General features: G+C 46.5%; 12 protein-coding genes. 4 read left to right on the top strand and 8 right to left on the bottom strand.

Translation table 11 applies throughout. The annotated features are described in order from the left end of the window. Positions 1-4: 4 nt before the first annotated feature. Genes V7Q13_RS12500 through V7Q13_RS12490 form a run of 3 tightly spaced genes read left to right on the top strand, consistent with a single transcriptional unit; the run spans position 5 to position 3,207 of the window. A complete protein-coding gene (locus V7Q13_RS12500; protein WP_333801012.1) occupies positions 5-568 on the top strand; it encodes a class I SAM-dependent methyltransferase in 564 nt (187 codons plus the stop codon). 20 nt (positions 569-588) lie between these two features. Next, positions 589-1,749, top strand: a complete 1,161-nt coding sequence (locus V7Q13_RS12495; protein ID WP_333801011.1) for a glycosyltransferase family 2 protein — start codon at positions 589-591, stop codon at positions 1,747-1,749. Between the two features lie 9 nt (positions 1,750-1,758). Next, a complete protein-coding gene (locus tag V7Q13_RS12490; RefSeq protein ID WP_333801010.1) occupies positions 1,759-3,207 on the top strand; it encodes a hypothetical protein in 1,449 nt (482 codons plus the stop codon). Between the two features lies 1 nt (position 3,208). Here the strand turns inward: V7Q13_RS12490 and V7Q13_RS12485 are convergent, their stop codons facing one another. Both V7Q13_RS12485 and pdxH read right to left on the bottom strand, forming a co-directional pair. Further along, entirely contained in the window at positions 3,209-3,988 is a 780-nt protein-coding gene (locus V7Q13_RS12485; RefSeq protein ID WP_333801009.1) for a TonB family protein, read from the bottom strand. A 245-nt stretch (positions 3,989-4,233) separates the two neighbouring features. Then, on the bottom strand, positions 4,234-4,881 hold the full coding sequence (pdxH, locus tag V7Q13_RS12480) for a pyridoxamine 5'-phosphate oxidase (RefSeq protein WP_333801008.1): 648 nt from the start codon (positions 4,879-4,881) through the stop codon (positions 4,234-4,236). Positions 4,882-5,197: 316 nt separating this feature from the next. On the opposite strand from pdxH, the gene V7Q13_RS12475 reads away from it, so the two are divergent. After that, the gene (locus V7Q13_RS12475; protein WP_333801007.1) at positions 5,198-7,573 is read left to right on the top strand and encodes a 3-hydroxyacyl-CoA dehydrogenase/enoyl-CoA hydratase family protein; all 2,376 of its coding nucleotides are present in this window, start codon (positions 5,198-5,200) and stop codon (positions 7,571-7,573) included. A gap of 77 nt (positions 7,574-7,650) precedes the next feature. On the opposite strand, the gene V7Q13_RS12470 is transcribed toward V7Q13_RS12475, so the two are convergent. The 6 genes from V7Q13_RS12470 to V7Q13_RS12445 all read right to left on the bottom strand — a co-directional run bounded on the left by V7Q13_RS12470 (position 7,651) and on the right by V7Q13_RS12445 (position 12,822). Next, positions 7,651-8,964, bottom strand: coding sequence for a WG repeat-containing protein (locus V7Q13_RS12470; protein ID WP_333801006.1), 1,314 nt, complete (start codon positions 8,962-8,964; stop codon positions 7,651-7,653). Between the two features lie 98 nt (positions 8,965-9,062). Next, the gene (locus tag V7Q13_RS12465; protein WP_333801005.1) at positions 9,063-10,076 is read right to left on the bottom strand and encodes a carboxypeptidase-like regulatory domain-containing protein; all 1,014 of its coding nucleotides are present in this window, start codon (positions 10,074-10,076) and stop codon (positions 9,063-9,065) included. Positions 10,077-10,166: 90 nt separating this feature from the next. Continuing rightward, complete coding sequence (locus V7Q13_RS12460) at positions 10,167-10,445, bottom strand: protease inhibitor I42 family protein (protein WP_333801004.1); 279 nt, start codon at positions 10,443-10,445, stop codon at positions 10,167-10,169. 82 nt (positions 10,446-10,527) lie between these two features. Continuing rightward, positions 10,528-11,439 carry a C1 family peptidase gene (locus tag V7Q13_RS12455; RefSeq protein ID WP_333801003.1) on the bottom strand — a complete coding sequence of 304 codons (912 nt, stop codon included), beginning with the start codon at positions 11,437-11,439 and terminating at the stop codon, positions 10,528-10,530. 34 nt (positions 11,440-11,473) lie between these two features. After that, positions 11,474-12,058 carry a hypothetical protein gene (locus V7Q13_RS12450; protein ID WP_333801002.1) on the bottom strand — a complete coding sequence of 195 codons (585 nt, stop codon included), beginning with the start codon at positions 12,056-12,058 and terminating at the stop codon, positions 11,474-11,476. After that, positions 12,055-12,822: a hypothetical protein gene (locus V7Q13_RS12445; RefSeq protein WP_333801001.1), complete on the bottom strand. Its 768-nt coding sequence runs from the start codon at positions 12,820-12,822 to the stop codon at positions 12,055-12,057. Before V7Q13_RS12445 ends, V7Q13_RS12450 begins: the two co-directional genes overlap by 4 nt. Positions 12,823-12,837 lie beyond the last annotated feature (15 nt).

The raw sequence follows: 12,837 nt of genomic DNA, 5'->3' as shown, positions 1-12,837 counted from the left end.
CGTTATGACAGGTATTGATCGTTATTTGCAACAGCAGCGCATAAAAAAAGCCAGCAAACATATACCTGCCGGTAGCCGCTTGTTAGATATTGGCTGCCACCAGGGTGAAATGCTGCTTCAACTCGCAAACCGATTATCATTTGGTGTGGGTGTAGATCCGCTTTGCCAGGCCACTTCTCCGCATGCACACATACAATTGCATAAAACAAATTTCCCTTTTGATTTTTCGCCACACTGGCAGTTCGACAGCGTCACTGCACTCGCATTGATTGAACATTTGCCCAATGATATGTTGCTTCCTTTTTTCAGTTGCTGCTTTGAATGCCTGCAACCTGGCGGCCAGCTCATTTGCAGCATTCCATCCAAACAAGTCGATTACATTTTAGCGGTTTTATCTACACTCAAACTCATAGAAGGCATGAGCCTTGAACAACACCACGGTTTTGAGGTAGAGCAAACGCCGGAGATAGCAGCTAAAGCTGGTTTTACCTTGTTGCTGCATCAGCGCTTTCAGTTGGGACTCAATAATCTTTTTGTGTTTGGCAAACCAGCCATGCCTGTGTTGTAAAATGCCGCACATTTGCTGCTATGAATGCACTAACGGTACTCATGCCTTGCCTCAACGAAGCCAACACATTGGCCCGCTGCATCAGCAGTGCCCGGTTGGCATTGGCACAAGCAGGCATCACCCATAGTGAAATCATTATTGCCGACAATGGCAGTACAGATGATTCTGTAGCTATTGCAACAGCAGCGGGTGCACGTGTGGTACATGTAACCACAAAAGGATATGGTGCTGCTTTGCATGCAGGCATTCTTGCAGCACAATACGAATGGATCATTTTTGCAGATGCAGATGAGAGCTATGATTTTGCGGATGTGCACCAATTTATACCTGCTATACGTAGCGGTGCAGACTTAGTTGTAGGCAACCGTTTTACCGGCGGTATAGATGCAGGTGCCATGCCTTTGCTACACCGCTACCTTGGCACACCGGTTATTTCATGGATTGGCCGACAGTCATTTGCTGTTTCCCTGGGCGATTTTAATTGTGGTATGCGGGCTATTCGTAAAGCAGCATACGAACAATTAAACATGCAATCTCCGGGCATGGAGTTTGCATCAGAAATGATTGCCAAAGCCGGATTGCAACGCATGCATATTGCTGAAGTTCCGGTAAGGTTGCACAAAGATGGCAGGGATCGAAAACCGCATTTAAAAACATGGCAAGATGGCTGGAAGCATTTGCGACTTATGCTGTTGCTCAGCCCCAAATGGTTGCTACTGGCACCAGCTATTTTCTTTTTAATCCTGGGTCTGCTGCTCAGCAGCACATTGTTGTTTAGCTACATACAAGTATTCAACCTGGTGTTGGATATTCATACGCTGTATTATGCTTCCATTTTTGTAATGCTGGGCACACAGTTGCTACAGTTTTATGTGCTGGCCCGCCTGTATGGAAGTAAAATGGGATTGTATCCTGCACGGCAGTTTTCTCAGAAAATAAATCGCTGGCTCGATTTTGAAACGGGCTTACTCTTAGGTGGAAGCATATTCTTATTGGGTATTTTGCTATCGGCTTATGCAGTATGGCAGTGGCAGCAAGCAGGCTTTGGCCCACTCGATCCTTCTGCCGTTTTTCGCATCATTATTCCGGCAGGCTTTTGCATAGCCTTGGGCATGCAAATAATGGTCTTTGGTTTTTTATTGTACACCATTCGCCAACTTCAACAACCCACTTTAAAATAAGGCAATGCTATGCGTACATGGCTGAGTACACACCGCCTGTTTTTATTATTGCTGCTGGTGCTTATTGCTTTGCGCCTGCCGCATATCAACAGGCCATTGTCCAAGCACCACGATTTCAACAATGCAGTGATACTCATAAATGCTGTAAGCTGGTCACAGGCTGGTGGGGCTGCCAATGTTGGTTATACCCCGCTCATGAATTTTCAGGGAAACAGCAACAGGGTTTTGGAAAACGGTCCGCATATTGATGCAAATGGCAATCATGTCTATCTCTCCTTTGGTGCAGGCTGGTATGTACTCCCCTATTTTGTATTTCACTTTTTACAAATAACTCCCACGCCACTGGCACTTGAAATACTCAATATTTTCATCGGACTTTTTACTGTAAGCTTATTGTACAAATTGCTGCGCCAATGGCTGGCAAATGAACAACAAACCATACAAGCAGTGGCACTGTTTGCCCTGCTACCAGCACCGCTGTGGTACATGGGGCACAGCTACGTAACCACCGGCATTATGCTGCCATTAGTTTTGTGTGTATTGCTACTGTGGCGTAAGGCGGCAAGCACCAGCAATGCACTCACTGCCAGCTTTCACCTGCAATTATTTGTGGCGATTGTAATGCTCATGTATTTCGATTGGGTGGCTGCTTTTTTAGCCGCAGGCATGGGCGTATGGGGCCTTGCTAGCAAGAAACGAAACAACAGTTATGTTGGCTTATTCTTTACCGCAGGCATAAGTGCTGCCGTAGGCATAGGCCTTATCTTTTATCAGTTTGCACAATACCTGAGTTGGCAGCAGGTTGTTGATTATTGGAGTAGCCGGTCGGCCTACCGCACCATTGCCAATCAGGATGAAGGATGGCTTACGATGATTCGGCACTGCATTACCCATATTGGCAGTGGATATAACGGCATTGTATTTCTGCTGATATATATTTCGATAAAGCAAAAAAGCATACGTTGGTTACACATCCCCAATCAATGGCTAAGCTGGGCAATGATTGCTGTGCTGATATATAATCTGGTTCTTTTTCACTGGAGTGCCAGTCATGAATTTGCATGGATGGCATTTGCGCTGGTATTTACGATGTGGCTTTTTGTACATAAATATGAGTGGATTATAACCGTGAGCAAACCTGTTTTCTTCCTCCTTGTGGCTCAAGGGCTTTTACAATACTTCCTGATCAATTTACCCGGTGAAAAAGGAATTACGGGTACCGCTTACAACGATCAACAAATGAAAGCAAAAAAGATTTCTGCAAGTATACCGGCCAATGCAACTGTATTTGTGAATATGCAAAATCCGAAGATAATTGAATGGTACAGCCAACGTACGTTCAACTATGCGCCTACAAAAGATGCAGCAATACGCATAGCAGACAGCCTGTATCTGAAGCATGTATTTTGGATTGAGCGAATGGAAACGGACTCAATGAAAATTCAAGCATTGAGGTAGATTATTCCAGGTAAAAACTGATAGATTGTATGTGCCGGTAAATAACCGGTTCGTTGTATTGCAAAGCGGGCACCCATGTAGGACTGAGTTTCATGAGGCGCAATACTTCATCAGACAAAGACTTATCCGGAGAGCTAAGGATAACGAAACTATCAAGTTTGCCATCTTTCGCAACATTAAATGCCACTTTAACTGCACCGGTTATTTTGCGTGTTTGAGCGTCAGAAGGGTACTGTAAATTTTGCTGCAAAAATAATCGCCATGCTTCTGCACCGCCCGGAAATGATGCCAGCTTTTCAAATACGCAATCCCCTATTTTAACTGAACCGTCTGGGTTAAAACAAGCAGTAGATTGGATCTCTCCATTTGTAAACTGCACCTGCATTTTTACTACACCGGTTTCGGATTTTGCCTGCCACAGCCCATGCTGCTTTCCTTGAAACAGGCGGCCACTGAATTTACTTTTACCTGATGAATACAACTCTCTGCACAGTCCATTGCCGTTACTATCTGTAATGCTGATATAATTCAAAGTACCACCCGGCGACCATTTTAAACAAGTATCAACGGGGTTGCCCATGTTGTAATGAAACTCACTTTCGATGTTACCATCATCGTACCAACTAAAGTAATCACCATGCAATTTATCGGCTACATAAAATCCTGAATCTGACTGATTTCCATTGAAATGAAAAGAGAGTACCCTTCCTTGCTTTTGTGTTCGTGTTGAATCGGTATACGAAAAATCCTTTACCAACACTTTTCCAGGGAATGTCATCATTTGAGCCCGCCATTGGCCAGCATCTTTCCATACGGCTTCGATGAAAGCTACAGATTTTGCATTCTTTGTTTCCTTGTAATTGTTATCTAAATAGAAATACAACGGGTTATTGGCAGACTGTGCAATTAATTGTTTCGTATAAATACAATTAACACAAAAAAACAATGCTACGGTTATTAGAAATGGGAGGTGTGATTTCATGCAATAAAAATAAACAACCACATTACATAAATACATAGAAAGTCTTACGGAGCCAACCTTGAAATACTCCAGCCACCTTCGGGGTTTTGCTGATATAAAATACGGTCGTGCATGCGGCTGGGGCGGCCCTGCCAAAACTCCATGCGCACCGGCTTTACCCGCCAGCCTCCCCAATGTGGTGGCTTGGGTATTTCGCCGTGTTTGAATCGTTCCTTGTAAAACTCAAAGGTTTCTTTCAACCACGCTTTACCTGCTACTGCCAGGCTTTGTGGCGATGCCCAGGCGCCCAGCTTGCTGCCATCGGGGCGGCTATTGAAGTAGGCAATGCTTTCTGCTTCGCTTATTTTTTCGGCGATGCCGGCAATGCGTACCTGACGCTCCAGTTCTTTCCAAAAAAACAGGAGGCTGCATTGGTTGTTTTCCAGCAATTGCTTGCTTTTGGCACTGTCGTAGTTGGTAAAAAAAACGAACCCTTCCTGATCAAATCCCTTGAGCAAAACGGTACGGGCTTCGGGCATGCCATCGGCGCCGCAGGTGGCCAGTGTCATGGCGTTGTGCTCCAAAATTTGGGCGCCAGTTGCCTCCTGCCACCAATGGCCAAACTGGGCCACCGGTGTGGCGGCTACCGAATCTTCATCGAGGGTATGCAGGGTATAATCTTTGCGTATATCGGCAATGTTATGATGACTCATGGCTTGAATTTTTGGTCTGCAAAATTCCTGTTTTTCGCCGCAGCAGCCACAAGTATTTTGATGGGCGATGTAACACAGCTCAGGGGCTGCCCGGGCTGGAAGGTCACGCCTCGACTTAGTCGAGGGCGGGGGCCCGCAGCGCAGCGAAGGGCGGCACCCTGAAAGCACGGGAACAACTGCCGGGCCATGTACTCCTGCCGACAGCCCCAAAAAAGTATGTCATCAAGGGCAGTGAAAAGAGTTTCTTAAAATAGTTGTTTATGCAACCATTTTTTGGTTACTTCGTCATCATCTTGCTTAAAAACTGTTTTGCTATATGAATCGCTCCATTAAAAAAGTGGCTGTGTTGGGTAGCGGCGTTATGGGTAGCCGCATTGCGTGTCATTTTGCAGGTATCGGCCTGCCGGTACTGCTGCTGGATATGGTACCCAAAGAAGCTACTGAAAGCACAAAGCCCGCCGAACGCAATAAATTGGTAAACGATGCGCTGGCCGCTGCGCTGAAAAGCAACCCCAGCCCCGTGTTTACCAAAGCCGTGGCCAAACGCATTACCACCGGCAACTTTACCGACAACATGAAAGACATTGCCCAGTGCGACTGGGTGATTGAAGTGGTGGTGGAGCGCCTCGATATCAAACAAATCATTTACGAGCAAGTAGAAAAATACCGCAAGCCCGGAACGCTGATTACCAGCAATACATCGGGCATTCCCATTCACATGCTGAGCCAGGGTCGCAGCGAAGATTTCCGCAAACATTTCTGCGGTACGCACTTCTTCAACCCGCCCCGCTATCTGCGGTTACTGGAGATTATTCCTACTCCCGATACCGACCCTGCCATTGTAGACTTTCTGATGCAGTATGGCGATTTGTATTTGGGCAAAACCACCGTGCTGTGTAAAGACACACCGGCCTTTATTGCCAACCGCATTGGTGTGTTCAGCATGATGGCCATTATGCGGGTGATGGAACAACAAGGTCTTACTACCGATGAAATTGATGCCCTCACTGGTCCTGCCATTGGCCGACCCAAGAGTGCTACTTTCCGCACGGCCGATGTGGTGGGTATAGACACGCTGGTAAAAGTGGCGCAGGGCGTAGCCGCCAACTGCCCCAACGATGAAGCCAAAGACATTTTTACCATCCCTGCGTGGCTGGAAAAAATGGTAGCGGCCAATATGCTGGGCGACAAAACCAAGGGTGGCTTCTTTAAAATGGACAAGAGCGGCGGTAAAAAAGAAATACTGACGCTGAACCTGCATACGCTGGAATACGGCCCGAAAGTGAAAGCCAAGTTTGCCAGCATAGAAGCGGGCAAGCAAATAGACGACCTGAAGCAGCGCATTAAAATGTTGGTGGCAGCCCCTGATAAAGCAGGTGAATTCTACCGGGCATTCCACAACCATCTTTTCAGCTACATCAGCCACCGCATTCCCGAAATAAGCGATGAACTCTACCGCGTAGACGACGCCATGATGGCGGGCTTTGGCTGGGAAATTGGTGCCTTTGAAACATGGGATTTGTTGGGCGTAGCCAAAACCACCGAAGCCATGAAGGCTGCGGGTTTCAGTGTAGCGGCTTGGGTAGAAGAATTCATTGCCGCAGGTAATAAAACTTTTTACAAAGTAGAAAACGGCAAACGCTATTGCTACGATGTAGCCAGCAAAACCTACAAGCTGCTGCCAGGTGGCGACAACTTTATTATTCTTTCTGACCTGAAAGAAAAGACCGTTTGGAAAAACAGTGCCTGCACTCTCGTAGACATGGGTGATGATGTGCTGGGCCTGAGCTGGAGCACCAAAATGAATACCATTGGTGGCGATGTGCTGGCGGGCATTCAGAAAAGTGTGGCCATTGCCGAAGAAAAATACAAGGGACTGGTGATAGCCAACGAAGGCGCCAACTTTAGCCTCGGTGCCAATGTGGGCCTCATCTTTATGTATGTTATCGATCAGGAATATGATGAGCTGGATATGGCCGTTCGCATGTTCCAGAATACCAGCATGCGGCTGCGCTACAGCAGTGTGCCCGTGGTGGTAGCACCGCATGGCATGGCGCTGGGCGGCGGCTGCGAGTTTAGCCTGCATGCCGATAAAATACAGGCTGCTGCCGAAACCTATATTGGCCTGGTAGAACTGGGCGTGGGCCTGATACCCGGTGGTGGCGGTACCAAAGAATTTGCGCTGCGTGCCGGCGACGAATACTTTGATGGCGAAATAGAAATGGAAGCATTGAAGCGTCGCTTCTTTACCATTGGTATGGCCAAGGTGGCCACCAGTGCGTACGAAGGTTACGAACTCGGCATCTTACGCAAGGGTATTGATGAAGTGAGCATGAACATCAACCGCCGGGTAGCCGATGCCAAACGCAGTGTGTTGGAAATGTACAACAAAGGATATGTGCAGCCCGTGCAGCGTACCGATGTAAAAGTGCTGGGCCGTGGAGCATTGGGTGCCATGCTGGCCGGCCTCAACGGCATGCAGCTGGGCAACTACATTACCGAGCACGACGTGAAGATTGCAAAGAAGCTGGCCTACGTGATGTGCGGCGGCGACCTGAGCGAAGCAGCCCTGGTAAGCGAACAATACCTGCTCGACATTGAGCGGGAAGCCTTCCTGAGCCTGACGGGTGAAAAGAAAACACTGGAACGTATACAAAGTGTATTGAAGGGTGGAAAGCCGGTGAGGAATTAACCGGTATTTTACCCCAATCAAAAAAGCGATCAGCACAAATGTTCTGATCGCTTTTTTTCATGAATTAATATGGCTAACTACCAGGCACTTTTCTCTTTTAGTAAAACAGTGAACGTACCCTTCAAATCAATGAATCCATCCATCAGCATGGGCTGACCGTTCTGTGCTTTTCCTGTAATCATTTTGGCACGGGCTAAACCGCTTACCGGATCAAATTCCATCAAGTTTTTACTACCATCCATATGAAACACCGGTGGCACTACTATGCCATCTCGTAGCAATATGTAACCGTAGTTGCGGGCATTGGGATTAATGCTGTTCAAGCCTGCTCTGCCGGCATACGAATAGATGAGGATGGGATGTTTTTCTTCCCGCCAGGTAAGGTCAATAGCATGGAATGATACCGGCTGTGTGATGCCTGCCTTTTGCAATAACTGCTGCATGGATATGGTTGCCATGCTGGTATCCATAATGGCAGTGGCATTGTTGCTTACACTAAGTCCGTTGGCAAAGAATTTAAACTCCCCCATTTGCTGTATGGTTTGCTTGGTTTGCTTGAGCAATACAGCACCTTGCTTGTTGATGATGGCCGAAACGAAATCGGCTGTGTTAGTGGGTTGTACTCTTGCTCTTCCATTTTGAAAATAGGAAGGCATATTGCTGTACATAAAAGGAATTGCCAGTTTACCAGTGGCATCAACAAAGCCATATTTTAGTTCATTAAACTCATTTCTTTTTTGCACCAATGCCAGCTTGTCTTTGAAAGGATGACCGGGACTGTTGAATTGATCTTGCACCAGGATACTGCCATTCAATTTCCTGTAGGCTGCTTTGCTACCTGCCGGCTCGTTACTAAAAAAGAACCCTTCACCAATAGCATTCGGATAAAAGCCCGGCTGATACTTTTTTCCATCCATTGCAATGATGCTGTATGGCTTTTGCGTAAGCGACACCAAATGCCGCTTATCTGCCGACAACTGAAAAGCCGCATAAGGATCATGTATCACTACTTTGCCACTTGCATCTACAAAGCCAAAACCATCTGGCGTACTGTAATTGAACCAACCATTGTGAATGAGTTCATTATTGATATTGAAAACACCAGTACTGCTCAGCGTTTTGTATTTGTTGTAAGGCACCAAAAATTCGCCGCTTGCATTCATCAAAGCATAGCTGTTGCCTTTGCGCAGTACCACAGCGCCAAGATTGAATACACTTTCAAACACGTCAGCATCAACATACAATGCTTGTGGCGAAATAGTGCCGCCTTTATGTGTAGTGAAATTCGTTTGCTCCAGCTGCTGCACAGTGAGTAAAGGTTGTGCTGATACGAAGCCAATAGAAAACAAACAACAACTAATACAGCTGAGGATGAAGAAGAGATAACGCATCTTACAAGGGTTTGGCGGATAAGATAATATCCAATCTGCCAAGATGCAACCCCGATCTCCAATTCTTACACACCCTTAACAAAAGTGCTGTGATACAATTACTGCACCAATACCTGTGCCGTTTGTGGCTGTTGGTTTTCATTTGTCAGCAGCAGCGTGTACAACCCAGTGCTGATAGATGCGGGAAATGTACAGCTCAGGTTGGCAGCACCCTTTGCTTGTAGAATGCAGGCGGTGGCCACTGGTCGTCCATCATTGCTGTACAATTGAAGTGAGTAGGTACCAGGTTTTATTTGTGCAATGAAAATGGGTTGTCCTGCCTTTGCCGGATTGGGAAACACCTGCAGTAATTCTTTCGTTGTGGTTTTCTCCACTGTTGATTTCATTGATGCTGCAGGCTTTGATTTTTTCTTCTTGCGTACAATCACCACTTCGCCAGAAAGAGCCATCATTGCCTTGGTAAACTGTGCATGTTGTTGGTAAATATGGTAAGACTTCAATGGCGCCAATTGTAATTGATGTTGCATGGACATGTATCCAACGGAAGAGTATTGAATGTTTACCGAAGGCGCAGGCTCTTTCACCCTCAATTCGTACCTGCCCAATGCATTGGTACTGGTGCCCACAGTAGTGCCTTCAATCATTACAGATACGCCAGCCATGGGCATACCTTTTTCATCTGTTACCTGCCCTTGGATAATGATGGGTTGTGGAGCTGGCATCATTAGCTTGCCCATTGTCACCACTTCAGCTTTGGATTTTGGTGCTGTCACTACCACCGTATCAGCATAGCTTGCTTTTTGAGCAGTTGCTTTGTTGGCAAACAATGCGCCGGAAATGAGGGCTGCCCAAAACCATTTTACCCGTAGCCAGCTGCGTTGTAAGTGAGTGGGTTGCATCGGCCGGCCTAATTGTTGTGCCAAAAAACGGCCACAGGTATTTCCTGTAGCAGCTTTCAATGTGTCAAGCACTTCATCATCAGTCATTGTGGTAAAATCAACCACCGTTTTTTGACACTGACCGCAAAAGCGACCTTTTTCAGCGGGGGTCATGTGTTGCCAGTTTTCGTGGCAGGGCTTGGGTATATGTAAATGAAAGGTTGACTCAGGCATGGCTCCGTTTTTACACAAGAGCCCCGGAAAGATGAAATGGTTGTAGCGAGATGAATAATTTTATGCAAGAAAAGTGAATCAGCAATTCGATCAAGTGACAACGACTTCGTATTGCTGCACCTTAGCCGCTTGCTTTTCCCAACTGCGGCGGTAAGTTGCAGAAAGAATGAATATTCCGATTTTCGAAGCAGTAATTTTCACTTCAAGTACAGCACCTGCTCCTATGAGTTTGGACTTGGCAGGCAATATTTTAGTGCTGATTTGAAGACTTTCTTCATCGGCGTTTTGCAGCAACCAGTTATAGCCGCCCACACCTTCTTTTTGCAGTAAGATGGTTTTGCTTTCTCCAATGTGCAATGTGATACGCATATGCAAAAATAAAAGAACAGCAGGGCGGTGCAGTAGCAACACCGAAACCTGCTGTATGTACTAAATCAAAGATGGCGATTCCTTAAATACCGAACTGTCCGGTATTGATGTATTCTTTTTTGATGAGGCACCAAAAGTCGTCGGCCAGGCCACGCAAAATGTATTCGTACGGCAGCCAGCCGTAGCCCGCTTCGCCCCAACCAGTTCCCCAGCTATTACGGATGAGGATGGCACCTTTTGTTTTCTTTTTATCGTTGGGGTTGGTGATGGTTTTGTTGTCATCAAAACCAACCGCCATTACCGCATGACCACCAGCAGTTTTTTCTGTAGCACTGGGAAAAGGAATCATCCCCTTGCGACCGCTTTCGCTGTACAAAGAACTGTAGCAGGTAAAGCCAAACATAGCAGGTAAGCCTGCAGCCAAATGTGTTTTCAGGCTGGTCAAAATATCGGGGCGGGCAGTACCCGGCGGGTCGAGGCGGTAAAACTGAATGGCCTGAAAACTTTGCCCGTAAGCATACAAAAAGGCGCTGGGCTCCTGATCGTACTTGCTGATGACATACGGCCAGTAAGATTCGGGTGGTGTACCAAACAAAGCCATGGCACCCATGGTGGTGCGCAGAAAGGCACCTGTGTCGCCGGTCCAACCAAGCATGTTGCGTGTTACTTTATACAAAAACAATCTGGATGCGTCGAGATGACGGCCATAAGCCCGGCTCTCAAAATACTCAATCATTCCCACACCAGCGTGTGCCGTGCAGCTACCAATAGAGCCTTGGTCTTCAATAGGTGAGCACCACGACCGCAGATCTGCGCTGGAAGGTGCTTTGGCTGGCTTTCCGGCCTTAATGTTGGCCGATGCCAGCATGCCTTTTACGGTTTCCGTTCGGCCTACTGCCAGCAGTTGGGCAGGTACTACTGTGCTGTCGGCGGTGTAATCGCGGAAGTCGGGCAAATCGGGCAACCAGCCCATGCCATAATTCGATGTTTCCATAATGAGATTTTTGGGTGTAGAAAAAAGTGTAGCATTATTTATTGCGCAAAGCTGTGAGCACCAAGCCCAGCAAAATGATGGCATCGTACTTGCTTGTTTGCAGCAGTACTTTTTGCTGCACCAATAGCAGCTGGTTATCTTTTGCCATTTTTTGCCAAAGCGTTTCGCTGTGCTTTTGCGTAGTCATTTTCTGTATGTCGTTGGTGGTAATTAAGCCTGCTTGCAGCATGGCCAAAACCATTTGCCCTATCAGGTTTTTCGATTCTTCCAGCCGGTTGTACACCAGCTGATAATAATCCATGAGCACCTGCAAAGCTTCCCTTGCTATTCGGTAGCCAATGGTTAGTTCCTGGGCACGTTTGTTGCGTTCTATTTTTTCAAAGCTGTAAGGATCGGTGCCCCGAAGCAATGTGGCAAAATCGGTGTACAAGGATTTCATTTTTGATCTTTCCACCGGACCATTGTGTTGCTCGAAAAATTGGTCGCATCGTTGCAACCATTGCTTCAGCTGATCGTCAAAATAATAGTCCCGCATTTCGTAAGCAGCAAACACTTTTCTGCCATCGAGCATCAGCTTATCCAGCAGCTCCAGTTTGTGGTATTGCAGTACAGGTATCATTCGAAATCTACTACTTTGGTTTCTTCGCCTTCTGCATTTGTTACACTATTTACGAAAATGCCTTCCTCAGTAATCTTCGCCCTGATTTGCAAAATCGAAATATCGGTACCCTCTGTTTTTACAATTTGTGTTTCCGGACTAATGAGCAGATTTTTAAGCACACTCTCTGTGAGGCGAATATTTTCACCCAGCGTTTGCTGAAGCATTTTTTTCCATTCGGCTATCAAATCTTCCATGGTTTGAATGCGAATGAATCTGGTAACAATGAGTGGATTGGGATTCGGTTTTACCCGTTCTACATTTGCATAAATACCCATGAGTGTTTTTACAATCCTGTCGATGTGTTGCACCGCATCTTCTTTCTTTTCAATCACCAACTGGTTCAGATCTTGCAGGTTGGGCATTTCACTCAGGTCGTTGTACGCCTCTTTAATCAATTGACGCACTTGCATCATCTCCCTTGCATCGTTGGGAAAGGGCTTTGCAAACTGCCGGCCAAAACGGTCGACATAACCGAGCATGAATTTTTCAAACTCTTCATACTGCCAGGTAAAAGTGTAAATGTTGTTGTACTGTGCACCAGCTATCACCATCGGAATGTTGAGTTCCAGCTCCGGTATTTTAAACCGGGGTACGGAGAAATGTTTCATTACCGAGTCTTTGGCGTATTCGGTAGCAATGCGTACCGATTCGGTGTCGGCTATCACACGGGCCCGGGTGATTTCGCTGAAAATAAAAGAGAGGTATTGTGCTACGGTAATCATAACAATAGAGTGATA

Source organism: Phnomibacter sp. (assembly GCF_036803085.1).
Taxonomy (GTDB): Bacteria; Bacteroidota; Bacteroidia; order Chitinophagales; family Chitinophagaceae; genus Phnomibacter.
Note: the sequence above shows the minus strand (reverse complement) of the source record. Positions and strands in the feature narration are given on the sequence as shown.